The following is a 24020-nucleotide window of genomic DNA, read 5'->3' as shown; positions in this document are numbered from 1 at the left end:
CGTGCGGGAGCGTGACGGCACGCTTTATCTCAACGGCGGCGGGTTTCAGCTGGAACCCGTGCGCCGCTCGGGAAAATCCTTCGTCATTTCGCGGGATAGCCGTGATCGAAGCTTAACCTTCGTACGCCGCCACGGCGCGGTCACGGCGGTGATCGTGGATGGAACCAGCTTCCAGCGTCGCGACTATGGCGGAGAAGTAGAGGCGCAGATCCGCACCGGGGGCCGCAGCGATATTACCGCGATCCGCGCCCGCGCGCGCGCTATAACCCCGCCTGCCGAAGCACCGCCCGAGCGTGCCGAGGAACTGCGCAATCTCGAAAAGATCGTCCCCAATGTTCGCCTCGACATCCAGTACGCGAAAACAAACAATTTCGTCGGCGTGCCGCTTTACGAAAAATCCGGAGCCTTCCTGCAACGGCCTGCCGCAGAGGCGCTCGCCCGCGTCGCCTCCGCACTGCGTCCGTTCGGCTACGGGCTGCTGATCCACGACGGCTATCGCCCATGGTACGTGACCCGCATCTTTTGGGACGTAACGCCCGACAGCAGCCACGTCTTTGTCGCCGATCCGGCGAAGGGTTCACGCCACAATCGCGGCGCCGCGGTCGATTTGACGCTCTATCGACTCGCCGATGGCAAGCCCGTCGAAATGCCCAGCCGCTATGACGAGATGAGCGTGCGTGCCTATGCCGACTATCCGGGCGGGACCACCCGCCAGCGGTGGCACCGCGACCTAGTGCGGCGCGAGATGGAGCGGCAGGGCTTCACCGTCTATCCGGAGGAATGGTGGCATTTCGATTATAGGGATTGGCAGAAGTACGCGATCCAGAACCTCTCCCTGCCGGAACTCCTGACGCGACGTCGGTAGGCGCAAAGGCCCTCGGCAAAGGGCCATTCCGCTTGACAGAGTGTCCGACGCATTCTCTCCTCGTCTCAGACGATCCGGGGAAACCAAATATGCGCCGCGCCGCCTTCCTTCTGCCCATTGCCGCGTTGTGCGCGGCCCCAGCCCTCGCCGCGCCTGCCGACCCGGTGCTGAAAGCCGCAACCGCAGCCCGCGCCGATCAACTCAAGCTGCTCGAAACATTGGTCAACATCGATTCGGGCACCGGCGACAAGGTCGGCGGGCAGAAGGCGTCCGAACTGGTCGCCGCCGAACTGCGCGCGCTTGGCATGAGCGTCGAACTGCTCCCAGCGGAACTCGCGACGCTCCCGGACAATGTCGTCGCGACATTGAAGGGCACCGGAAAGGGCCGCATCCTGATGATCGCGCATACCGACACGGTGTTCGGCCCCGGCACCGTCGCCAAGCGGCCGTTCCGGATCGAGGGCAACCGCGCCTACGGCCCCGGCGTGATCGACGAGAAAGGCGGCGTGGTCGAGGGGATCACGGCGCTGCGCCTGCTGAAGACGCTCAAGCAGACCGATTTCGCGTCGATCACTTTCCTGATCGAAACATCGGAGGAACGCGGCTCCCCCGGCACGCGCGCGCTGATCGACCGGCTGCTCGCCGACGCCGATGTCGAGCTGAACTTGGAGCCCGGCGACGTGCCCGATGTGCTGACGGTCTGGCGCAAGGGCAGCAACGTCTTTCGCATCGACGTGAAGGGCCGCCCGTCACACGCCGGGGTCGCGCCGCAAATGGGCCGCAACGCCGCGGTCGAGTTGATCCACCAGATCGACCTCGCCAGCACCCTCCCCAACAAGGGCGACGGCTTGACCTCCAACCTGACGCTGCTGAGCGCCGGATCGCGCAACAACATCATCCCCGAGGATGCCTCGGCGACCTTCAGTGTCCGCGTCCGCGAGACTCGCCAAGCCGACGAGACCGAGGCGCTGTTCCGCCGCAACGCGACCAACACGATCATCCCCGATACCAAGGTAACCGTGACCCGCGAAGTCGCCTTCCCGCCGCTGCCGATCAACCCCGCGACCGAAGCGCTGGCAGCGACCGCGAAGAAAATTTACGCGCGGATCGGCGGCGTCACGCTCGGCGGCGGAAATGGTGGCGCATCCGAATCGGCGCTGGCCTATGCCAAGGGCGTGCCAGCGCTCGACGGCCTCGGCCCGGTCGGTGCCGGTTCGCATACCGAAGACGAATTTCTCGATTTGCAGACGCTGACGCCGCGGCTCTATCTGCTGACAAGCTTGTTGATCGAACTCGGCAAGCGCCCGCCGACGCGGATCGCCAATCCGTAATTGCGGCGCGGGCGGGCTGTCCTACTCCGGCAAAACCCGTCAGCGTGCCCTCGCTGTTTCGATCGTCCGGCATTTCCCTCTTCCCGCCCGCGCTGCCGGGCGGACCGCGCGACACTGCGTTTACGCCTAACCTTAGCCTAAACTTCCGCGATTGCGCCCGGCCCTCACACCAGTCCCGAAACCGCCTTCGTCCCGCGACTAGCCGGGAACAGCGCTGCCATCGCGCGCGCTGGCTCGACGCGGAAATGCCCCGCCACCGCGCCGCCGATGAACGCGTCGAGCTGCATCGTCGGGCGCAGGTCACGACCCTCGAACAGCGCCGCCTGCGACAGCCCCGGCCAGTCGGCCAGCACCCGCCCGCCGCGCACCGCGCCGCCCAACAGCATCGCCGAACTGCCCGTGCCGTGGTCGGTCCCGCCGGTGCCGTTGACCGCGACGGTCCGCCCGAATTCGGTCGCGACCAGCACCATCGTGTCGCTCCACAACGGGCCGAGGCCGGTCTGCAAAGCGCCGATCATCGCGTCGAGGCCCTTCAGCTGCGCACCGAGCCGCTGGCGCTGCCCGGTGTGCGTGTCCCACCCGCCCGTTTCGATCATCGCGATCCGCGCGCCGTTGGCGGGCACCATCAGCTTCGCCGCAAGAGCACCGGTCGCCGCCGCATTGGCACCCCCGCCCGCCGCCAGATCACCGGTCAGCGCGCGCGTGTTCATCGCCTCGCTCCATAGCGCGTGGAGCTGGCTGTCGCCCTGATACAGCATCGCCACGCGCTGGAGCAGATCGTCCGAGGCTCGCGGCAAGTTCGACGGCGCGTAGGACGACACATCATGCTTGCCGCGCAGGGCGAGCGGGACGGTCGCCGATACCGCGATCGCCTTGGCTTGGGTCGGCGGCAGCACGCCGAGCAAGCGATTGAGCCAGCCGTCTTTCTCCTGATACGCGCTGGTGCCACCGCTCTCGAGCACGTTCTGCCCGTCGAAATGCGAGCGGTCGCGATACGGCGAGGCGACGGCGTGCGCGAACAATGCCTGCTTCTGGCCGTACAATGCGCGCAGCGTCGGCATCGCCGGATGCAACGCGAACATCCCGTCGAGCCGCGCGGCCCCGACAAAATCCTCCGCCAGCATGCCGCGCGCAGCCGCAAATGCCGGATCGCCGACCGGTGCGACGATCCCCATCCCGTCGGCGGCACCGCGCTGGATGACGAAGATGAAGCGCCTGTCGGTGTCCGCCTTGGCAAACGCCATGCGGGGGGCGAGCGCGAGGGTCAGCGCGCCAGCGGCACCGGCCCCGATAAAGGATCGACGGTCAAAGACTGGGGGGTACATGATCTTATCTCCGCAGGAATTCAGGCGCGACCAGTAGCAGGGCAAGGCCCTGCGCCGGGCTTTCGCAATTGGCGATCGCGGTCGCGGTGGCGGGGCTAACCGCGCCGGGAAACAGCTTCGGCGCGAGCGCGCGCGCATCGACATTGGTCGCGCGCGCGGCAAAGCGTTCCGCCGCCTCGACCCGCCGCAATACCGCATCCGGCCCGGCCCAGCTTTCCGCGATATCGTCATATCCCACGGGCTGACCGGGGCGCCATACCGGCTGACCCAATTGCGTCATCAAACCGGTCATCACCAGCGGATCGGCGGTCTTGACGTTCAACCCCCGCAATGCCGAGATCGTCCACTCCCACGGCGTCTTGAACTTCAACGGTTGTTCGACCCACGCCTCGGGCGAGGCAATCAGCGCACGGTAGACCGTCGGCAAATCTCCGCCAGAGGTCAGGAACGCCGCCTGCAACCGCGCCACCATCGCCGGGGGCGGCGTATCGCCCGCAAAATGCCGCGCGAGCTTGGTTGCGATATGCGTGGCCGTCGCGGGGGCCGCGGCCACGTCGTCCAGCACCGCCTGCGCCTGCTTGACCCCGCCCGCGGGGTAGCTTCGGCCCATCACCATCCTGTCGCCAGGCTCGTGCAAGGGGGCCGCAAACACGAAATCGCCGGGCACACCGTCGGTGCCCGCGGCGCGCGCGCCCGGCCCCTGCCCGATCCCGGCGACCGTCCAGCCCGTCATCGCCCGCGCGAATTCGGTGACGTCGCCCTGGCTATAACCGGTGCGCACGCCGAGCGTGTGGAGCTCGAGGATTTCGCGCGCGAGGTTCTCGTTCAGCCCGACCTTGCGATTGCCACGCAGCGCGATCCGCGATCCGAGCGGCGAATTCGGTCCGACCGAAACCGCCTGATCGAGATACAGCAGCATCGCCGGGTGCCGCTCCACCGCACTCAGCATGTCGCGGAAGCGGCCCAGCACGTGCGGCCGGATCGCCTCGAACTCCATTGTGCCCGACAGGCCGATCACCTGCAATTTGTCCGCCGAGACCGCGAAATGGTTCGCCCAGAAATGCACCAGCCGCTCGACGAAGGGCGTGTCCGTGATCAGCGCATTGGTCGCCCGCGCACCAACGGCGCCGGCATAATCGTTCCGCCCGCTGCGTTGCGCGAACTGACGCGCCTGCTTTATCGCGTCGCTCTGGACGGGCGCGGTGGGTCCCGCCATCGCGGGCGCAGTCTGCATTCCGGGGGCGGCCATCTGCATCGGCGCGTCCGTCATCGCTCGGGCAGGCCGCCCCGGACGCCCACCCGCCTCTGCCCGCAGGGCGCGCTGCTGCCGGAAATAATCGGCAAGCTCGGCAGATACGCCTGCGCTGGTCGGCGCGTTGGCGATCGCGTCCGGTTTGGGGTCATATTTGGCGAATTGGCCAGTCAGCCAGCCGACCGGATCGGATGGCACCGGCTGATCGGCGCGCGCGCCGAGACCGAAGCGGTTGAGGGCGATGCTGGCTTTGCTCATCGAAACCATCCTGACGAAGCGCCCGATACGATAGGCTGGTCAGCGTTATGCGCCGCAAGTGTCGCAAGATTGTGCCCGGCTCGGCATTCCGTCGTTCGTTTCCTGCAACTGGTCGTGCGCTCTTTGCGCTTGGTCATATGCTGCAGTGCAATATGATCGCCTCAACAGCAGCGCTCGGGAGGGGGTGCGAGATCGGCTTTTCGAATTCACACGAAAGGGACGATCATGTTCAAGACCTTCATTGCCGCCACTGCCTTGCTCGCCGCAACCGTCGCCCCGGCGATGGCGAAGGACGCGACCCGCATCTTCACGCGCGACGGCGAGACCTATGAATACAGCACCGTCAACAAAGGCGATCATGTCCTGATCAGCGGCCGCAGCCTCACCCGCGGCGGCGCGTTCAAGCTGCGCGTGCGTGGCAACCGCGTTGTCGGCGTGTCCGGCGGCGTCCCGGTCGATTTTACAATGGCCAATGCCCAGGCGAAACTGACCACCACCCAAGTCGCGTCGCGCTAAGCTGCGATCTCGTCCATTCGCCCTGAGCCTGTCGAAGGGCTGCTCTCCCGTTGCGCCGACCGGGCCGCGGCGAGCGGTGCTTCGACAAACTCAGCGCGAACGGAACGGGGACCAGACCGCGCGTTAAAACCCCTCGGGCAGATCGATCGGGCCGACCGCTTCGCGATAGCGCGCGACGGCGTACCGATCGGTCATCCCGGCAATGAAGTCGGCGATGTGGCGGCTCCGCCACGGCGCTTCCGCGGGCAATCGCTCGGGCCAGTCGCCCGGCATCAGCGCGGGGTCCGCTGAATATGCGGCGAACAGCCCCGCCACGATCCCTTCTGCCGCCCGCGCCGCCTCTAACTGGCGCGGGTGGTGGTAGAGATTGGCATACATGAAGCGCTTCAGCACGCGCTCATCCTCGCGCATTTCGGGCGAGAAGCCGACCAGGCATCGCCCGGCGGCACGAACGTCGGCGATATCGCCGATGTCGCTCAGCCGCACGCGCGTCTCGCTGAGCAGATCACGGACCATCGCCCCAATTTGCGAGCGGACCAATTCGCTCACCAACCGCGCCGCCGGAACATCAGGGAAGCGTTTGCGCACCGCATCCCACCCGCGCGCAACGACCGGCACCTCCAGCAACTGCTCCAACGTTAGCAACCCGGCGCGCAGGCCATCGTCAATGTCGTGATTGTCATAGGCAATGTCGTCGGCGATCGCCGCGACCTGCGCCTCCAAGCTCGACCATTGCGTCAGGTCGAGAGCAAAGGCGGCATCGCACTCCGCCAGCGCCCAGCCCGGCGCGACGATCGGGCCATTATGCTTGGCCAGCCCCTCCAGCGTCTCCCACGTCAGATTGAGCCCGTTCCAGCGCGGATACGGGCTGTCGATCGTCATCAGCGCGCGCAGCGTGTTGCCATTGTGATCGAACCCACCCTGCCCCGCCAACGCGGCCTGCAGCGCATCCTCCCCGGCATGGCCGAACGGCGGGTGACCAATATCGTGCGCGAGCGAGAGCGCCTCGGTAAGATCCTCGTTCAGCCCGAGCACGCGCGCGACGGTCCGCGCAATCTGCGCGACCTCAAGGCTGTGCGTCAGTCGGACGCGGAAATGGTCGCCATCGGGCGCCATGAACACCTGCGTCTTGTGGCGCAAGCGGCGGAAGCTGATCGAATGGATGATCCGGTCGCGGTCGCGCTGAAAAGCGTCGCGCGGGCCGCGGGCGGCATCGAATTCGCCCCCCTTTTGTTCTTCGTGAAGGCGGCCGCGGGAGCGCTCCGGGTGCGATGCCCAGGGCGCGAGGTTCGTCACTATGATGTTGGTCCCGTCACTTGCCCGCCAATTTCGTGATCTTCTGCCCGGCATCGCTGACGAACACGAAGCCGGACGCGCCGTCCTTGGCGATGGTGTTGACGAAGCTTTGCGCCTCGCTCTCGGTCTTGAACGGTCCGGTCAGGATGCGATTGGTCGCGCGCAGCGGCGTGGTCCAGCCGCCCTTGCTGCCGAACGCCTTGGATTTGGTGCGCACCTTCGCCCATTGCTTGGGCAGGTCGTTCTCGTTTGCGCCGCCCGACACCTGCACCCAGAAGCGCGACGGTTCGAGGACCTTCGGATCCTTCTTCTTTTTCTCTTCAGCCGCCTTTTTAGCATCGGCGAGCTTCTTGGCCTCGGCAGCTTTCTTGTCGGCCAGCGCCTTCTTGTCCGCCCCCTTTTTGTCGGCCGCCTTCTTATCGGCGGCCTTTTTGTCGAGCGCCACCTGATCGACCGGTGGCTTTTCGGGAAGGACGGGCTTGGCTGCGACAATGCGCTTCACGGGCGTCGGCGCAGGCTCCGGGACCGGCTCGGGCTCGGCGGCAAGCTCGCCGCCGGGTACTTTGATATCGGCGATGATCGCCGCGAGGATCGATTCCTCGCTGCGTACCGGGGTGGGGGACGGCGGCGGGGTCGCCACCACCGGCGTTTGCGCGGGCACCTGCGTCGGCACCGTCTGAGGCTGAAGCGGCACGCTCGTCGGCGTGGGGTTCACCGGCGCAGCATCGACGGTCGTCGTTGCAAACGGTGCTGCCGCGACCGGTTCCGGCGCGACCGGCGTCGGGACCGCGGCGGGCGTCACCACAATTGGCGCTGGGACCGGAGCGGACGTCACCATGACGGACGGCGCAGGGGGTGGCGTCGTCGCCATCGGCGCGATAATCGGCGGCGCTGCAATCACCGGAGATGTCCGCGCGACTGTCGGCGCGTTTGCAACGACGACCGCCCGCGCAGCGGCATCGCGCCCGGCGACCGGAGCACCACGCTGGACAAAGGTCGCGACCGGCGCAGCCGGCGGCGGCGCTGGCGTCACCGCCGGCACACGCACCGCGTTCGACGCCAGTACCACGGGTGCTGGCCCGACCGGTCGATACGCATCAGCAGGCGGCGCCGACGCCACCGATCGCCCGGTGTACGGCGGCGGAGCGGGCAAAGGCAGCGGCGGCGGCGGCGTAAGCGCGGCCATTTGCTCGCCCCCGCGTGCCCGGCTCGCTTTGCGTGCCGCTTTTGCCCGCCGCCGTTCCTCGCGGGCATCGACGACGACCAGCGGGCGCGTGGCGGTGGCGGCCACGACCGGCGCGGTCGGATCGGGACCGAGCGCTGCCAATGGCGGAACGAGCCGCGCATCCGCCATCCGCTCGGGATTGGCGCGCACCTCGCCGAAATGCACCGCAAAGGCGCGGTCGGCCGGCCGAAGCGTCGGCAAAATCTCGAAGAACGGCTGCAGCCCCCCCGCCATGCCGGTCGGCATCATGCTTGTGGCGATCTTCTCCGCACCCGCTTTATCGCCCGCCATCGCGAGAATGAACGCGCGCGTGCGCCATGCGCCGCGGTCACTGCGTCGAAGCAAAGGGTCGATTTGCGCCAGTGCGAGTTCGCGTTTGCCCGAAATGCCGAGCGACAAGGCGTAGCGCCGCTGGGTTTCGTCATTCGGCCCGGCCTTCAACGCCAGCCGATAATCGCGCTGTGCCCGCTCCTGCTCCCCGACCAGATCGTAGGCGAGGCCACGGTCCGCCGCGAAACTGCGCGGATCGGCTCCCAGCGCCTGCGCCTCGGCGAAATGCCGTAAGGCGTCGCCCGGCCGCTCCGCCGCAACGAGCAGGCTGCCCTCCCCCGCCTTCACCCGCGCATTCCGCGGATCGATCCGCCCGGCACGCGCAAAAAATGCTGCTGCGCCCGTATCGTCGTCGAGCTTCAACGCGAGCTCGCCCGCCCGTATCAATGCCTGGAGATTTTGCGGATCGACCGCCAGCAGGCGCAGTTCGCTGGCCAGCAAATCGGCGTCGGACAGTGGCTGGACAGTAACCGGCGCACCATAAGGCGAAGGTGCCGTCGGATAGGGCGACGGATACGTCGTCTGCGCGTGCGCGGCCGCGCCACAAACCGACAACGCAAGGATCGAACCAGCAAGACGGGGAGTGCGCATCCTGTTTCCTAGACGCGTTGACGGTGCGAGCAGCAATGCGGCATGCGGCTGCGCTGCGGCAAAACGAAACACAGGGGCGACAGGCGACACGTCGGGACCACCGACGTGCCGCCCGAGCGTTCTTTTATTGGTTGTTCTGGCGATGCAGGAAGCGCGGGATATCGAGCGGATCCTTGTCGGGTGCCGGATCCTCGTCGCGCGCAGCGCCGCGCGAAACGCTCGACATCCGTTCGAACAAGGTTCCGCCCAGCTTGACGCGGGGTGCCGGGGCGACCGGTTCCGCCGGAACCTCGGCCGCGGGTTCTGCGACGGGTGCCGCACCGGGCGAAAGCCAGCGGCGACGCGTCGGTGCTTCGCTCGGCGTGTCATCGGCGGCGGGTGCTGCTGCCTCCATCGGCTGCTCCGGAGCGGCAACGACGATTGGCTCGGCTACGACCGTCTCGCTACCAAGCACCAGTTCGTCGGTATCGCTCGCGGTCGGCTCGGACGCGACATCCTCGGCAGCGTGGAGCGGTTCGGGCGTGGCTTCTGGCGCGGCCGGAGCTGCGTCTTCGTTCTTCTTCGGGGCCGAGAAGCTGAACGCCCGCGACGCCGGCGCAGCAGCGGCAACGGGGCGCGCTTCCGCCTCGATACCGGTCGCGACGACCGAGACGCGGATCTTGCCTTCGAGATCGGGGTTGAACGCCGACCCCCAGATGATGTTGGCGTCTTCGTCGACCAGCTCGCGGATATGGTTCGCGGCTTCGTCCACTTCGAGCAGGCGCATGTCGTCACCGCCGGTGATCGACACGATAACGCCCTTGGCGCCCTTCATGCTGACGCCGTCGAGCAGCGGGTTGGCGATCGCCTTCGACGCCGCCTCGATCGCGCGATTGTCGCCCGATGCTTCGCCGGTGCCCATCATCGCCTTGCCCATTTCCTGCATCACCGAACGGACGTCGGCAAAGTCGAGGTTGATCAGGCCGGGCATGACCATCAGATCGGTGATCCCGCGCACGCCCTGCTGCAGGACTTCGTCGGCCATCTGGAACGCTTCCTTGAAGGTCGTGTTCGCATTGGCGACCAGGAAGAGGTTCTGGTTGGGGATGACGATCAGCGTATCGACATACTTCTGCAGTTCCTCGATCCCGGCATCGGCGCTCTTGGCGCGGCGGTTGCCTTCGAACGCGAACGGCTTGGTCACGACGCCGACGGTCAGGATGCCCATGTCACGCGCCGCCTTGGCGATGACCGGAGCGGCACCTGTGCCGGTGCCGCCGCCCATGCCGGCCGCGATGAAGCACATGTGCGCGCCCTCGAGCATCTTGGTGACTTGCTCGATCGTCTCCTCGGCCGCCGCACGCCCGATTTCGGGGCGGCTGCCAGCGCCCAAGCCTTGCGTGATCTTCGCGCCGAGCTGGATCTTATGGCTCGCGGTCGATTGCTTCAGCGCCTGCGAATCCGTGTTGGCGACGAGGAAATCGACGCCCTGCACGTCGGCGCGCATCATGTTGGCGATGGCATTGCCGCCAGCCCCGCCCACGCCGATCACGGCGATGCGCGGCGTCAGCTCATCGACTTCGGGCGGCAGAAATTCGATGCTCATATCCGGTCTCCAATTGCGCCCCTAGACCCCGGCGCTTCACATGTACGTAACGCTGTTCTGCACCATCGTTAACGGTCGTTCCAGCGGCAACAACTAAATCCTGTCGTAATTCTTTAATAATTCGCTCTTGCCGCCGCAATCAGCCGGCGAAACAGCGCAAAACCCTTTGGTCGGTGCACCAATTGCTGCTTGCTCGACAAAGCGCGAAGGTCGACCGGGTCGGCCGCAGCGTAGAAGGCCAGGCCGGCGAGCGTCGTGAAAGCGGGCGTGGCATGCGCCTCCGGCAGGCCGGTCAGCCCGCGCGGGCGTCCAATCCGTACCGATCGCCCGAGCGCGGCTTGCGCATAATCGGCGATGCCCTTCAATTCCGCGCCGCCGCCGGTCAGCACGACTTGCCGCCCGACCGGACCTTCGAACTTTAACTCGGCCAGCGCCTTGCCGACTTCGCCGATCAGATGGTCTAGCCGCTGGCGGATCACGGTGATCAACTGCGCCTTGGTGATGCGTGTGCCGTCATGCGCGTCGTCCTCGGTCGAAATCGGCGCGACGTCGATCATTTCGTGATTGTCGCGCGGGGATGCGTTGGCCGATCCGTGCACGCACTTCATCCGCTCGGCCTGCGCGCGGCGCGTGCCGAAAGCAGACGCGATGTCGTCAGTGATGTCCTGCGCCCCGATCGGAATCGACAGCAGCCCGACCAGCATCCCGCCGGCAAACAGCGAGACGTTGGTGATGCCAGCGCCCAGCTCGACCAAGGCGACGCCCAGTTCGCGCTCTTCGTCGCTAAGGCAGGCCATGCCCGTCGCGACCGGCGATGCAATGATCGCCTTCACCTCGAGATGCGCATTCGCCACGCACAGCCCGAGATTGCGCACTGGCGATCCGTCCGCCGCCACAACATGGATATGCACGCCCAAGCGATCGGCATGGAGCCCGAGCGGACGCTTCACGCCGGTCAAGCCATCGAGCGTGTAGAGCGCAGGCTGCGCATGCAGCACCATCCGCCCGGCCGGGTCGATCGAATCCCGTCCGGCCTGCAACAGCGCATCGATGTCGGACTGCTCGACCCGGTGGCCGCCCAACTCGAACTCGATCGAGGCGACGTCAGACACCAGCCCCCCGGCCGAGAAGCTCACCCAGACATTCTCGATATTGGTGCCCGCGATCCGCTCGGCCTGCTCAACCGCTTCGCGCACGGCAACTTCAGTCGCGGCGGCGTCGGCGATGTAGCCGCGCTTGACGCCGCGGCTCTCGCGCTGGCCGGTGCCGAGCACGATCAGCTCGCCGCCATCGCCCTTCTGCGCGATCATCGCGGAGACCTTCGACGACCCGATGTCGAGTGCGGTGATCAATCCTTCCGGTGCCCTGTTCGCCATACGCAGTTTCCCTGTTGTTACCCTTGCGCCTGCGCGCCGGATTGCTTTGCTTCGATCACTGCCGGCGTCGCTTCTGCGGTCGGATCGGTAATCGCCTTGTTGGTCGTCACACCCGGCTTGCGCGCCACCAGCCGGGTCGGATCGCGCATGTCGAAGCCGAGCCAGCCCTTGCCCAGCAACGGCCGCACGCCATCCATCTCTGCGAACTTCATCAAGGCCTTGCTCGCCTCGACATCGCCCTGCGGCAATTGCAGCGTTTCGCCGCTTTCGAAGGTCAGCGTCCAGCGCCGGTTGCCGACCCAGGTCGCTGCCTTCACCTGACCGCGCAAGGCAGGCGCGACGTTCAACAAGTGCCGATACGCCGGTTCCTGTTCATTGGCATGCGCGCCGATGACGAGCGGCAGATCGGGCATCGCTTCGGGGTCGACCGGCTCCAGCCACGTGCCGTTCGCTGCGATCAGCGCCAATTTGCCATCCTTCTGCCAGATCGCCGATGGTTTGCGCTCGACGACATGCACGATCAGCGTATCGGGCAAGCGCCGCGAAACATGCGCGTCCTCGATCCAGCCGCTATGCGCGACCAAATCCTGCCGGATTTTCTCCAGGCTTACCAGCGGCATCGCCATCGACGGCTGGTTCGCCGCGATCTTGTAGATGACATTGTGATCCATCCGGTTGAGCCCGGTGATCTGGATATTGGAGACGCGGAACCCCGCCTGGCCGATCCCCTCGCCGATCGCCGATCCCATCATCCCCGGCACGCCAAGGAACGTCGCCGTCGCCAGCGTCGCCGCGCCGACCAACCCCATGATCGACCAGGTCGCGATCCGCCCCAGCGTCGCTTCGCTGACCGGCAGCGCCGTGATCATCCGGTCGATGATCGATACCTTGGGCGCTTTGCGCCGCTTGGGCTGGACCGGACGGCGCACGGTGCCGCGTTTGATCGTGGCGCTCATTGCAGGGCCTCCTCGATGATGGCCTGGACCAGTTCGGGATACGAGATCCCGCAATGCCGCGCCTGTTCGGGCACCAGGCTGAGCGGCGTCATGCCCGGCTGGGTGTTGACCTCGAGCAGAAACAAGCCGTCGACCCCGGCCTCGTCATCCCAGCGAAAATCCGACCGCGACGTACCCTTGCAGCCGAGCAAGCGATGCGCGTCGAGCGCGATCTGCTTGCACGCCGCCGTGATCTCGTCAGGGATGGCGGCGGGGAAGATATGCTCGGTCTTGCCGTCGGTATATTTCGATTCGTAATCGTACCAGCCGGTCTTGGGCCGAAGCTCGGTCACGCCCAGCGCGGTTTCGCCCAACACCGCCGTCGTCAATTCGCGCCCGCGGATATACGGTTCGGCAAGCAATTCCTCGAATTCAGCCCACGGCCCCGGCGATCCCGCTGCGATCGGGTTGCCGTAATTGCCCTCGGCCGTGACGATCGCGACGCCGACCGACGATCCTTCGTTGACCGGTTTCAGCACATAAGGACGCGGCAACGGGTCGCCCTCGTAGAGGCTCGCCGACTTGACGATCCGGCCGCCCGGCATCGGGATTCCGGCGGGGACCAGCAGCAGCTTGGTCAATTGCTTGTCGATCGCGATGACCGAGGTGGCGAGGCCCGAATGGGTGTATTTCAGCCCCATCAGATCGAGCATCCCCTGCACCGACCCATCCTCCCCCGGCGTACCGTGAAGCGCGTTGAAGACGATGTCGGGGTTTGCTTCGGCCAACTTGGCGGCAACATCCCGCCCCATGTCGATCCGCGTGACGCGGTGGCCCAGGCTCTCGCACGCATCGGCCACGCCCGCGCCCGAGGACAGCGAAACCTCCCGCTCGGCCGACCAGCCGCCCATCAGGACCGCGACGTGCAAGCTCACTTCACCACCCCCACCCGCTGAATTTCCCACTCCAGCGTCACGCCCGAATCCGCCAGCACCCGCGCGCGGACTTCCTCGCCCAGCGCTTCGATCTCCGCACTCGTCGCATTGCCGAGGTTAAGGAGAAAATTGCAATGCTTCTCACTGACTTGCGCGTCACCGATGCGCAAGCCGCGGCATCCGGCGGCGTCGATCAGCGCCCACGCCTTGTGGCCTTCCGGGTTCTTGAAGGTCGATCCCCCGGTCTTCGAGCGCAGTGGCTGCGATTCCTCGCGCGCGGCGGCGATGCGGTCCATTTCGGCCTGGATCGCGGTCGGATCGCCCGGCGAACCCCGGAAGGTCGCACCGACGACAACGCAGCCCTCCGGCAAGGTCGAATGGCGATAGGTGTAGCCGAGCGCCTTGACCGCCAACGTCTGCCGCTCGCCCGAGCGCAGCACCACGTCGCAGTCGACCAGAATGTCCTTGGTCTCGCGACCGTAAGCACCGCCGTTCATCCGCACGAAGCCACCGACGGTGCCGGGGATCGAACGCAGGAATTCGACGCCAGCGATCCCGGCATCGCGCGCGGTCGAGGAGACGAGGATCCCGCTCGCCCCGCCGCCGCAGCGCAAAGTGGTCGCATCGATCGCCGCGACCTTGGCGAAGGGCTTGCCGAGCCGGATTACCACGCCCGGGACGCCACCGTCGCGCACGATCATGTTCGAGCCGAGGCCGAGCGGCAGGACCGGCGTCGCGGGGTCGAGATCGGCGAGGAAGGCGCTGAGGTCGGCCTCGTCCTTGGGTTCGAACAGCCACTGCGCACTGCCGCCGGATTTGAACCAGACGAGCGGGGCGAGTGGGGCGGATTCGGTCAGGCGGCCGGCAACGCGCAAATCCTCCCCGGCACGGGGAGGAGGACCATTTGCCTCTTCCGGCAAATGGTGGAGGGGGCGTGCAGCAGTAGAGGCGGTCGCTTGTGGCGCGCCCCCTCCACCAGCTTCGCTGGTCCCCAGTTTGGGGTCGGGTTGTCCCCCGGACAATCCTTGGCCATGCGGGGCATGGCCAACCCCAAACTCCGCTCCGGGGAGGATTGAGGTGGCACCACGGCTCATCGCGCCGCCTCGATACCCGCTGCCAACCCGGCCGCCCATTTGGTAATATCCCCTGCCCCCAGGCAGACGACCATATCACCCGGCTGCACCACCCCAGCCAGCGCCGTCGCCAACCCGCCCGCATCCGAAACCGTCGCCGCCGAACGATGCCCGCGACGCTTCAATCCCTCGACCAGTGCGTCGGCATCAACGCCCTCGACCGGGGCCTCGCCCGCTGCATAAACGGGGGCCACGAACACCATATCGGCATCGTTGAACGCGCCCTGAAACTCTTCCATCAAATCGCCCAGCCGCGAATAGCGATGCGGTTGCACCACCGCGATGACGCGATTCTCGACGCCCTCGCGCGCCGCCGACAGCACCGCACGGATTTCCACCGGGTGATGCCCGTAATCGTCGATGATCGTGACGCCACCCGTCTCGCCCACCTTGGTGAAACGCCGCTTCACGCCGCCGAATTTCGCAAAGCCCTGCTGGATCGTCGCATCATCGATGCCGAGTTCCAGCGCCACGCCGATCGCCGCCAGCGCATTCTGCACGTTGTGCCGCCCGGGCATCGGCATTTCGATCCCCTCGATCGACCGGCTCGTCCCGTCGCGGTGGCGGACGATCACCTCGAAGCGATTGCCGCCGGGGATCGGCGTCACGTTGACGCCGCGCACGTCGGACTGCGCCGAGAAACCGTAGGTCACCACGCGCCGGTCGCGCACGCGCGGGATGATGTTTTGCACTTCGGGATGATCGAGGCACAGCAACGCCGCGCCGTAGAAGGGCACGTTCTCGACGAACTCGACGAACGCATCCTTCACCGCGTCGAACGAGCCATAATGGTCGAGATGCTCCGGATCGATGTTGGTGACGACCGCGATCGTGCCGTCGAGCCGCAGGAAGCTGCCGTCGCTCTCGTCGGCCTCGACCACCATCCAGTCGCTTGCGCCGAGCCGTGCGTTCGACCCGTAGCTGTTGATGATGCCGCCGTTGATGACGGTCGGATCGACACCGCCCGCATCAAGCAGCGCGGCGACCATCGAGGTCGTCGTCGTCTTGCCATGCGTCCCTGCGACCGCGACGGTCGATTTCAAGCGCATCAACTCGGCGAGCATTTCCGCGCGCCGCACCACCGGGATGCGCCGTTCGAGTGCGGCCTCGACTTCGGGGTTGCCACGCTTGATCGCGGTCGAGGTGACGATCACCGCCGCGTCGCCGAGATTGTCGGCGCTGTGCCCAATCAGGACCTTGATCCCCTTGGCACGCAGCCCCTCGACGACATAACCCTCGGCCACGTCCGACCCCTGCACCGCATAGCCGAGGTTCTTCATCACCTCGGCAATGCCGGACATGCCGATCCCGCCGATGCCGACGAAATGGATTGTGCCGATGTCGGTTGCGACACCCCTCATGCGAAAGCTTCCTTGATCGGTTGCGGCTTGCCGATCGGCATGTCCCCCATCGGATTACCGAGACTCTCGACCAAATCGGCCAGATCGCGCACCGCATCGGGCCGACCGCACGCCCGCGCGCGCCCGGCCGCATTCTGCAGCGCTTCGGGATCGAGCCCAAGCCGCTGCATCTGCTTGGCGAGTTCTACTGGCGTAAAGCTGCGCTGATCGATCGTCCGCGCGCCGCCGGCCGAAGTCATTTCCTTGGCGTTCGCGGTCTGATGATCGTCGGTCGCGCTCGGCAGCGGCACCAGGATCGCGGGCCGCCCCGCGCAGGTCAGTTCCGCCAGCGTCGATGCCCCCGCCCGTGCGATCACCAGATGCGCCCAGGCCAGTTGCTCGGGCATGTCGGGCAAATAGGTGGCGAGGTCGGCCGCGATATCGAGTTCCTTATATTTCGCGCGGCACGCATCGATATCCTCGATCCGCGCCTGATGCGTAACCTGCAAGCGCCGCCGGAACGCCACCGGCAGCAGCGACAGACCGTCGGGCACGACCTGGCTCAGCACGCTCGCACCCTGGCTTCCGCCCGTCACCAGCACCCGGAAAATGCCGTCTTCCTCCAGCAGCGGGTACGGCTTGCTGCGCAGCGCTAGCACCGCATCGCGCACCGGATTGCCGACGAGATGCGTCTTGTCGCGATGCTTGGACGACAGGCGCTGAACGTTGGCATAGGAGGTTGCGATCGCATCGACCTTGCCCGCGACCAGCCGGTTGACGCGGCCGAGCACGGCATTCTGTTCATGCACCGCCGTCGGGATGTCCTGATGGAACGCGCCGAGCAGCGCCGGAAGTGCTGGATATCCGCCGAAGCCGATCACCGCATCGGGGCGGAAGCTCTTGTAGAGCTCGATCGCCATCGCGCGGCCCTTGAGCATCGCCAAGGCCGCCTTGGCGTACCCGATCGGCCCGCCGCCCAACCGGCCTGCCGGCAGGATGTGCGTCTGCACACCTTCGAACAGACCGGGGAAGCGCACGCCGCGCTCGTCGCTGATCAGCGCGACATAATGCCCGCGCTTGGTCAGTTCGGCCGCAAGCGCCGCCGCCGGCACCATGTGCCCGCCGGTCCCGCCCGCCGCCAATACGAAATGTTTCGCCGTCATATGCCGCTCCGCGCGCTCGCATGCGCAATGTATTTGGAGCGCGTAACGAACGGATTGCGCCGCGTGAAGGCCAGCAGCAACCCCATGCCGATCGACAGCGCGATCAGCGACGATCCGCCATAGCTGATAAAGGGCAGCGTCATGCCCTTTGATGGGGCAAGCCCGGTGTTCACCGCCATCGAAATCAGCGCCTGCACGCCGAATTGCGTGGCGAGCCCGGCGGCGGCGAACAGGCGAAATTCGTCCTGCTCATCCAACAATTTGACGAACACCCGCACCACGATCGCCAGGAACAGCATCGCGATAATGACGCACGCGATCAGCCCGAACTCTTCACCGATTACCGAGAAGATGTAGTCGGTATGCCCCTCGGGCAGCCGGAACTTCATCGATCCACCGCCAGGCCCGGTCCCACGCCAGCCGCCCGCGGTGATCGTGTCGTGCGCGGCATTGGTCTGGAAATGGTCGGCCGCGCCGATCCCCTCGGCCTCCGGAAAGAGGAACGCGTTGATCCGCGCGCGCGCCGTGCCGTAGAATGTATAAGCGGCGAGCAGCGCGACCGGCACCGCCGCGATCAGCGCGCCCATCACCTTGGGCGAGGTGCCCGAAATCATCAGCAGCGCCATCCACACCGCGCAGAACACCACCGTCTGCCCGAAATCGGGCTGGAGCATCAGCAACAGTGCGACCAGCGCCGTCATCCCGCCAGTGATGATGACCACCGGCAGCGCTTCGTCCTGCGCCCGCATCGACAGCAGCCACGCCACCGTCACGATGAAAAAGGGCTTGAGGAATTCGGAGGGCTGCAACAGCGAAATGCCGAGGTTGATCCAGCGCGTCGCGCCGTTTTTCTCGACCCCGATCACCGGCACCAGCATCAGCAGGATCAGACAGACCACAGTCCCGAGCAGCGCCAGCCGCCGCGCAAGTGGCACCGGCAGCATCGACACGACCAGCAGGATCGGCAGCGACACCCCGATCCACGCCAGCTGCCACCACAGATAAAACAGCGGCGGCACGATATGCTTGCCGTCTGAATAGCGCGTCGCGGCGGCCGGCGACGCAGCCCCTACCGCGATCAAGCCGACCGCGATCAGCAGCAGCGTCAGCAGCAGCAAAACCCGGTCGATATCCCAGAACCACATGCCGAGCGCCGAACGATCACCACGACCGCCGCGCCCCTTCATGCTCTTCCACAATTTCGGTGCGGGGGCGTTCATTTCAGCGCCTCGACGAGCGCGCGGAACTGGTCGCCGCGATCTTCGAAATCGCGAAACTGATCGAACGACGCGCAGGCTGGCGAGAGCAGAACCGTGTCCCCGGCCTGCGCGTTCGCGGCGGCAGCGGCGACCGCCGTTGCGAGATCCCCGCTTTCCTCGACCGGAACCTTCCCTTCGAGAATCTCGGCGAACTTCGCGCCCGATGCGCCGATCGTATAGGCGCGCACGACCCGGCCAAAGCTCGGCGCGCACGCATCGAGATCGTCGGTCTTGGCCTTTCCGCCCAAGATCCAGTGAATCCGGTCGAACGCCGCGAGCGCGGGCGCGGTCGATTCGGGGTTGGTCGCCTTGCTGTCGTTGACGAACGCGACGCCGTGCTTGGTGGCGATCCGCTCCATCCGGTGCGGCAAGCCGGTGAAGCTCAACAGCCCGGCATCGATCGCCGCGTGCGGCACGCCGAGCGCCTCGCAGACGTTGATCGCCGCGAGCGCATTCTGCAGATTGTGCGGCCCGGCCAGGCTCGGCGACAGCGGCTGCATCATGCACACGCCCGGCGCGATCTTGGTGAGGTCCTCGCCGCGTGCCGACAGGCTGCGCGCGATCTGCGCCGAGGCAGCATCGCCGATCCCGATGATCGCCGCATGGCCCTTCGACTGCATCGCGAACAGCCGCGCCTTGGACGCGGCATAGGCCTCGAACCCGTCATAGCGATCGAGATGATCGGGCGTGATGTTAAGCAACACCGCGACATCGCAATCGAGGCTCTGCGTCAGATCGATCTGGTAGCTCGACAATTCGAGCACATAGACGCCGCCTTCCGGCAACGGTTCCTGCTCAAGGATCGGCAGCCCGATGTTGCCGCCGAGCCGCGACGGCAGGCCGGCGGTCTGCAAGATATGGTGGATCAGCGACACGGTGGTGGATTTGCCGTTGGTGCCCGTCACGCCGACGACCTTGTGCGGCGGCAGCGTGGCGCGGGTCTGGGCGAAGAGTTCGATGTCGCCGATAATCGGCGTGCGTTCGGCGCGGGCGAGCGACGCGACGTGGTCGGTATTGAGCGGCACGCCCGGCGAAACGACAAGCGCACCGTATTCAGCGAGGTCATCCATTTCGAGGTTCGCTACTTCCAACGTTCCCCGGCGAAGGCCGGGGTCCAGTTGCGACCCATCAGCTGCCTTGGAGCCGCCCCCCTCGAAAATCCGCACCTGTCCGCCTGGACCCCGGCCTTCGCCGGGGAACATGGAAGCCAAACGGTCACGAGCCTCTTTCTTCGCATCCCACGTCACCACGTCCGCCCCGCCCGCCAGCAACGCACGCACGGTCGCCGCACCAGACCGCGCAAGCCCCAGCACAGCGTAGCGTTTGCCGCGCCAGAGGGGCGAGACGATCACCGCAGTTTCAACGTCGCAAGCCCCGCCAGCGCCAGGACGAATGCAATGATCCAGAACCGGATCACGACGGTCGGTTCGCTCCAGCCGAGCTGTTCAAAATGGTGATGAATCGGCGCCATCTTGAACACGCGCTTACCGGTGCGCTTGTACCAGAACACTTGGATGATGACGCTCATCGCCTCGACCACGAACAAACCGCCGATGATGCCGAGCACGATCTCGTGATGCGCCACCACCGAAATCGCCCCCAGCGCGCCGCCGAGCGCAAGGCTGCCGGTATCGCCCATGAACACGGCGGCCGGCGGCGCGTTGAACCACAGGAACGCCAGCCCCGCCCCCACGATCCCGCCGCAGAAGATCGCAAGATCGCCGGCATGCGGCACATGCGGAATGCCGAGATAGTTCGCATAATCGGCGCGCCCGACGAGATAGACGATCAGCATGAACGCGACGCTCGCGATGATCACCGGCATCGTCGCCAACCCGTCAAGGCCATCGGTCAAATTCACCGCATTGCCGAACGCTACGATCGTGAAGGCCGCGAACGCAATGTAGAACCAGCCCAGGTCGATCACCGAGCCGGTGTAGAACGGCAAATACAAATGCGTGCCGTTGTTGCGCACGATGATCGTCGCGGCGATCCCGGCGATCGCGAATTCTCCCACCAGCCGCAACCGGCTCGATACGCCTGCCGTGCTCGCTTTACGAACCTTGTCGTAATCGTCGAGAAAGCCGATCGCGCCGAAGCCCAGCGTCACGAACAGGCACGCCCAGACATACGGGCTCGACAAATCCATCCACAATAGGATCGACACGACCAACGCGGTCAGGATCATCAGGCCGCCCATCGTCGGCGTGCCGCGCTTGGCGAGGTGGGTTTGCGGGCCGTCGGCGCGGATCGGCTGGCCCTTGCCTTGCCGCACGCGCAGCCACCCAATGAAGCGCGGACCGATCAAAAGCCCGAGGAACAGCGAGGTCGCCACCGCCGCGCCGGTACGGAAGCTCTGATACCGGATCAGGTTCAACAGACCGGGGAAACCGAGATACTCGGCGAGAAGAAATAGCATTACAGTGTTCCGCTTCGCAAAGCCGCGACGACCGCCGCCAGCCCTACGCCATTCGATCCCTTGATCAGCACCGCGTCGCCCGGCGCCAGCATGGCGGACAGGGCAGCGCGCGCCGCAGCGGCGTCGGCGACATGAACGAAATCGCCCTGCCCCTCAAGCGCGTTGGCAAGCGGCGCAATCCGTTCACCGACCAAAATACCCGCTTTGACGCCCGCCATCGCGATCAGCTCGGCAAGCGCCGCGTGATAGGCATCGCTGTCCGCGCCGAGCTCGCGCATTTCGCCGAGTACGACGATCTTCCGAGCAGCCTGCTCGGCCCCCAGCACTGCGAGCGTCGCGCGCATCGACGACGGATTGGCGTTGTAGCTTTCGTCGATCACCAGCGCCTCACCCGCGCCGACCGACACCGAGAAGCGCGCGCCGCGCCCGGCCAGTCCGCCAAGCTCGGCCAGTGCCAGGCCCGCCAGCGCCAAGTCCCCGCCCACCGCATCAACGGCGGCGAGCAAGGCGAGGCAGTTCGAAACCCAATGCAGCCCCGGCTGGCTGATCGTAAAGCTCAGTTCGCGCGCGCCGATCTGCGCCGTCACGAACGTCCCACCGCTTGCCGTGCGCATCGTCTCGATCGCGCGCACATCCGCGCCTTTTTCCAAGCCAAAGGTTACCGTACGCGCGGCATATGGCGCGGCGGCGGCGATCAGCCGGTCGCGATGCGCATTGTCGTACGGCACGATCGCGACGCCGCCGGGCTCCAGCCCTCGAAAAATCTCGCCCTTGGCATCGGCGATCGCTTCCTCACTGTCGAAGAATTCGCGGTGGGCCGAGGCAACCGTCGTGACGATCGCAACGTGCGGTCGCACCAGCGTCGTGAGATGCGCGAGCTCACCGGAATGGTTCATCCCCATTTCGAACACGCCGAAGCGCGTCGCGGCGGGCATCCGCGCGAGGCTCAGCGGAACGCCGGTGTGGTTGTTGTAGCTTTTGACCGAACGATGCGTTTCGCCGGGTGCGCCGCGGTCGAGTGCCGCGAACAGCGCCTCTTTCGTGCCGGTCTTCCCGACCGATCCGGTGACGCCGATGATCTTGGCGTCGGTCCGCGCCCGCGCCGCGCGGGCGATGTCCTCCAGCGCGGCCATCGTGTCGGGGACGAGCACCGACGGATGCGCACTAGGCTGCGACACCAATGCGCCCGCCGCGCCGCGATCGAACGCCTGATCCAGAAAGCGATGCCCGTCGGTAGCCTCCCCGGTCAGCGCGATGAACAGGTCGCCGGTGGTCACTTCGCGCGAGTCGAAGGTCACGCCAGTGGCACTGAACGGAGCGGACGCGGTCCCGCCGGTCGCCGCCGCGATCTCCTCGGATGTCCAGAGGCTCATGCTTCTCCGCTCCCGCTTGCGGGAGGGGATGCAGGAACAGGCGCAGCGTTTGCCGCACGCCCCTCCCCTAACCCCTCCCGCAAGCGGGAGGGGGACGAGGCCGCCATCTCCCGCGCCACGCTCACATCGTCGAACGGCAGGACCAGGCCGCCAACGATCTGCCCCTGCTCATGCCCCTTGCCCGCAATCAGCACGATATCCTGCGGCCCGGCTTGCGCGATCGCCGCGCCGATCGCGTCACGCCGCGACCCGATCTCGGTCGCGGACGGCGCACCCTCAAGCACCATCGCGCGGATCGCCGCCGGGTCTTCGGACCGGGGATTGTCGTCGGTCACGATCACGACATCCGCCATCGCCGCCGCGACCGCACCCATCTCGCGCCTTTTGCCCATGTCGCGGTCGCCGCCCGCCCCGATTACCACGATCAGCCGACCCCCGGCATGGGGCTTCAGCGCCGAGATCGCGGCTTCCAGCGCGTCGGGCGTGTGCGCGTAATCGACATAGACCGGCGCGCCGCTGCGGGCGATCACCGCGCGTTCGAGCCGCCCGCGCACCGGCTGCAACCGCGCCAGATTGGCGAGCGTCGCCGCGACATCGCCGCCGCCCGCAATCACCAGCCCCGCCGCGGTCAGCGCATTCGCCGCCTGATATGCACCGATCAGCGGGAGGTTGACCGTATAGGTCTTGCCCTCAGCCTCGATCACCAGCCCCTGCCCAAGCAAGGTCGGATCGCGCGACACGAGCTTGAGCGTCTCGCCTGTCGTGCCGACCGAGATCACGCGCTGGCCGCGCCCGCGCGCCACCTCGGCCACGCGGGCCGACACCGCATCGTCCGCCCACACCACCGCCACGCCGTCATCGGCCAGCACTTCGCTGAACAACCGCAGCTTCGCCTCGAGGTAGGCCTCCATCGTGCCGTGATAATCGAGATGGTCACGGCTGAGATTGGTGAACGCCGCCGCCGACACCCGCAGGCCCTCAGTGCGATATTGCGACAGACCGTGGCTCGATGCCTCGAATGCGACATGGCTGACGCCCTCGCGCGCCAGGCCGGCGACGTTCGACAGGAAGGTCACCACATCGGGCGTGGTCAACCCGGTCGAGACGCGGTCGTCACCGGTCGTCACGCCCAACGTGCCGATCGACGCGGCGCTGAACCCGCTCATCCGCCACAACTGCCGCACCATCTCGACGGTGGAGGTCTTGCCGTTGGTGCCGGTTACCGCCACCGCGACGCTGGGAAAGGGCGCGAAATAGCGCGCGGCGAGTTCGGCGAACTTCCGCCGCGGTACGGCATCGGCGATCTGCACGGCACCCGCCACGCGCGCATCGGGCCGCGCCACCACCGCAATCGCACCGCCGGCGACAGCGGCGTCGATGAAATCCTCGCCATTGACGACCGCACCCTGAAACGCGCCGAACACCACCCCCGGCGCGACCTTGCGGTGGTCGATCGCGAAGCCGGTGACGGTGTCGGTCTCGGTTCCGCCGGTCAGCGCGCCCAGTTTCATGG

The 24020-nt window shown here is 66.6% G+C and carries 19 protein-coding genes; 3 read left to right on the top strand and 16 right to left on the bottom strand.

Going from position 1 to position 24020, the window contains the following annotated elements:
• The first annotated feature begins 1 nt into the window (after position 1).
• Both HMP06_RS00410 and HMP06_RS00405 read left to right on the top strand, forming a co-directional pair.
• Positions 2–865, top strand: a complete 864-nt coding sequence (locus HMP06_RS00410; RefSeq protein WP_197940716.1) for a M15 family metallopeptidase — start codon at positions 2–4, stop codon at positions 863–865.
• An 89-nt stretch (positions 866–954) separates the two neighbouring features.
• Entirely contained in the window at positions 955–2196 is a 1242-nt protein-coding gene (locus HMP06_RS00405; RefSeq protein WP_176495294.1) for a glutamate carboxypeptidase, read from the top strand.
• 164 nt (positions 2197–2360) lie between these two features.
• On the opposite strand, the gene HMP06_RS00400 is transcribed toward HMP06_RS00405, so the two are convergent.
• Both HMP06_RS00400 and HMP06_RS00395 read right to left on the bottom strand, forming a co-directional pair.
• Positions 2361–3521, bottom strand: coding sequence for a DUF1501 domain-containing protein (locus HMP06_RS00400; RefSeq protein ID WP_176495293.1), 1161 nt, complete (start codon positions 3519–3521; stop codon positions 2361–2363).
• 4 nt (positions 3522–3525) lie between these two features.
• Positions 3526–5031, bottom strand: a complete 1506-nt coding sequence (locus HMP06_RS00395) for a DUF1800 domain-containing protein (RefSeq protein ID WP_176495292.1) — start codon at positions 5029–5031, stop codon at positions 3526–3528.
• A 225-nt stretch (positions 5032–5256) separates the two neighbouring features.
• Here HMP06_RS00395 and HMP06_RS00390 point away from each other — a divergent pair, with 225 nt between their 5' ends.
• Complete coding sequence (locus HMP06_RS00390; RefSeq protein ID WP_176495291.1) at positions 5257–5547, top strand: hypothetical protein; 291 nt, start codon at positions 5257–5259, stop codon at positions 5545–5547.
• A 123-nt stretch (positions 5548–5670) separates the two neighbouring features.
• Here HMP06_RS00390 and HMP06_RS00385 read toward each other — a convergent pair whose 3' ends face one another.
• From HMP06_RS00385 to HMP06_RS00320, 14 genes are all read right to left on the bottom strand, one after another.
• The gene (locus HMP06_RS00385; RefSeq protein ID WP_176495290.1) at positions 5671–6843 is read right to left on the bottom strand and encodes a deoxyguanosinetriphosphate triphosphohydrolase; all 1173 of its coding nucleotides are present in this window, start codon (positions 6841–6843) and stop codon (positions 5671–5673) included.
• Between the two features lie 16 nt (positions 6844–6859).
• The gene (locus HMP06_RS00380; RefSeq protein ID WP_176495289.1) at positions 6860–8989 is read right to left on the bottom strand and encodes an SPOR domain-containing protein; all 2130 of its coding nucleotides are present in this window, start codon (positions 8987–8989) and stop codon (positions 6860–6862) included.
• Positions 8990–9113: 124 nt separating this feature from the next.
• Entirely contained in the window at positions 9114–10574 is a 1461-nt protein-coding gene (ftsZ, locus tag HMP06_RS00375; protein ID WP_176495288.1) for a cell division protein FtsZ, read from the bottom strand.
• Between the two features lie 113 nt (positions 10575–10687).
• Entirely contained in the window at positions 10688–11950 is a 1263-nt protein-coding gene (gene ftsA, locus HMP06_RS00370; protein WP_176495287.1) for a cell division protein FtsA, read from the bottom strand.
• Between the two features lie 17 nt (positions 11951–11967).
• On the bottom strand, positions 11968–12906 hold the full coding sequence (locus HMP06_RS00365; protein WP_176495286.1) for a cell division protein FtsQ/DivIB: 939 nt from the start codon (positions 12904–12906) through the stop codon (positions 11968–11970).
• Positions 12903–13820: a D-alanine--D-alanine ligase gene (locus HMP06_RS00360; protein ID WP_176495285.1), complete on the bottom strand. Its 918-nt coding sequence runs from the start codon at positions 13818–13820 to the stop codon at positions 12903–12905. Before HMP06_RS00360 ends, HMP06_RS00365 begins: the two co-directional genes overlap by 4 nt.
• On the bottom strand, positions 13817–14695 hold the full coding sequence (gene murB / locus HMP06_RS00355; protein ID WP_176495284.1) for a UDP-N-acetylmuramate dehydrogenase: 879 nt from the start codon (positions 14693–14695) through the stop codon (positions 13817–13819). The genes HMP06_RS00360 and murB overlap by 4 nt, the downstream gene beginning before the upstream one ends.
• Positions 14696–14910: 215 nt before the next feature.
• Positions 14911–16314 carry a UDP-N-acetylmuramate--L-alanine ligase gene (gene murC, locus HMP06_RS00350; RefSeq protein WP_176495283.1) on the bottom strand — a complete coding sequence of 468 codons (1404 nt, stop codon included), beginning with the start codon at positions 16312–16314 and terminating at the stop codon, positions 14911–14913.
• On the bottom strand, positions 16311–17456 hold the full coding sequence (gene murG / locus HMP06_RS00345; protein WP_176495282.1) for an undecaprenyldiphospho-muramoylpentapeptide beta-N-acetylglucosaminyltransferase: 1146 nt from the start codon (positions 17454–17456) through the stop codon (positions 16311–16313). The genes murC and murG overlap by 4 nt, the downstream gene beginning before the upstream one ends.
• Positions 17453–18676 carry an FtsW/RodA/SpoVE family cell cycle protein gene (locus tag HMP06_RS00340; protein ID WP_232089788.1) on the bottom strand — a complete coding sequence of 408 codons (1224 nt, stop codon included), beginning with the start codon at positions 18674–18676 and terminating at the stop codon, positions 17453–17455. Before HMP06_RS00340 ends, murG begins: the two co-directional genes overlap by 4 nt.
• Positions 18673–20067 (bottom strand): UDP-N-acetylmuramoyl-L-alanine--D-glutamate ligase, encoded by a 1395-nt coding sequence (gene murD / locus HMP06_RS00335; RefSeq protein ID WP_232089787.1) that lies wholly within the window; start codon positions 20065–20067, stop codon positions 18673–18675. Before murD ends, HMP06_RS00340 begins: the two co-directional genes overlap by 4 nt.
• Positions 20064–21134, bottom strand: a complete 1071-nt coding sequence (mraY, locus tag HMP06_RS00330) for a phospho-N-acetylmuramoyl-pentapeptide-transferase (RefSeq protein ID WP_176495281.1) — start codon at positions 21132–21134, stop codon at positions 20064–20066. Before mraY ends, murD begins: the two co-directional genes overlap by 4 nt.
• Positions 21134–22507: a UDP-N-acetylmuramoyl-tripeptide--D-alanyl-D-alanine ligase gene (locus HMP06_RS00325; RefSeq protein ID WP_176495280.1), complete on the bottom strand. Its 1374-nt coding sequence runs from the start codon at positions 22505–22507 to the stop codon at positions 21134–21136. Before HMP06_RS00325 ends, mraY begins: the two co-directional genes overlap by 1 nt.
• Positions 22504–24018, bottom strand: coding sequence for a UDP-N-acetylmuramoyl-L-alanyl-D-glutamate--2,6-diaminopimelate ligase (locus HMP06_RS00320; protein ID WP_176495279.1), 1515 nt, complete (start codon positions 24016–24018; stop codon positions 22504–22506). The genes HMP06_RS00325 and HMP06_RS00320 overlap by 4 nt, the downstream gene beginning before the upstream one ends.
• Between the last annotated feature and the right edge of the window lie 2 nt (positions 24019–24020).

The sequence above is a fragment of the Sphingomonas sp. HMP6 genome (genome assembly GCF_013374095.1).
Lineage (GTDB): Bacteria > Pseudomonadota > Alphaproteobacteria > Sphingomonadales > Sphingomonadaceae > Sphingomonas.
Note: the sequence above shows the minus strand (reverse complement) of the source record. Positions and strands in the feature narration are given on the sequence as shown.

What these genes read in the sequence shown, in the direction of transcription:
- HMP06_RS00325 (WP_176495280.1), bottom strand. Translation starts at nt 22,507, where the DNA reads ATGAGCCTCTGGACATCCGAGGAGATCGCGGCGGCGACCGGCGGGACC.
- HMP06_RS00395 (WP_176495292.1), bottom strand. Translation starts at nt 5,031, where the DNA reads ATGAGCAAAGCCAGCATCGCCCTCAACCGCTTCGGTCTCGGCGCGCGC.
- HMP06_RS00380 (WP_176495289.1), bottom strand. Translation starts at nt 8,989, where the DNA reads ATGCGCACTCCCCGTCTTGCTGGTTCGATCCTTGCGTTGTCGGTTTGT.
- ftsZ (WP_176495288.1), bottom strand. Translation starts at nt 10,574, where the DNA reads ATGAGCATCGAATTTCTGCCGCCCGAAGTCGATGAGCTGACGCCGCGC.
- ftsA (WP_176495287.1), bottom strand. Translation starts at nt 11,950, where the DNA reads ATGGCGAACAGGGCACCGGAAGGATTGATCACCGCACTCGACATCGGG.
- HMP06_RS00405 (WP_176495294.1), top strand. Translation starts at nt 955, where the DNA reads ATGCGCCGCGCCGCCTTCCTTCTGCCCATTGCCGCGTTGTGCGCGGCC.
- HMP06_RS00365 (WP_176495286.1), bottom strand. Translation starts at nt 12,906, where the DNA reads ATGAGCGCCACGATCAAACGCGGCACCGTGCGCCGTCCGGTCCAGCCC.
- mraY (WP_176495281.1), bottom strand. Translation starts at nt 21,134, where the DNA reads ATGCTATTTCTTCTCGCCGAGTATCTCGGTTTCCCCGGTCTGTTGAAC.
- HMP06_RS00320 (WP_176495279.1), bottom strand. Translation starts at nt 24,018, where the DNA reads ATGAAACTGGGCGCGCTGACCGGCGGAACCGAGACCGACACCGTCACC.
- HMP06_RS00390 (WP_176495291.1), top strand. Translation starts at nt 5,257, where the DNA reads ATGTTCAAGACCTTCATTGCCGCCACTGCCTTGCTCGCCGCAACCGTC.
- HMP06_RS00340 (WP_232089788.1), bottom strand. Translation starts at nt 18,676, where the DNA reads ATGAACGCCCCCGCACCGAAATTGTGGAAGAGCATGAAGGGGCGCGGC.
- murC (WP_176495283.1), bottom strand. Translation starts at nt 16,314, where the DNA reads ATGAGGGGTGTCGCAACCGACATCGGCACAATCCATTTCGTCGGCATC.
- HMP06_RS00400 (WP_176495293.1), bottom strand. Translation starts at nt 3,521, where the DNA reads ATGTACCCCCCAGTCTTTGACCGTCGATCCTTTATCGGGGCCGGTGCC.
- murG (WP_176495282.1), bottom strand. Translation starts at nt 17,456, where the DNA reads ATGACGGCGAAACATTTCGTATTGGCGGCGGGCGGGACCGGCGGGCAC.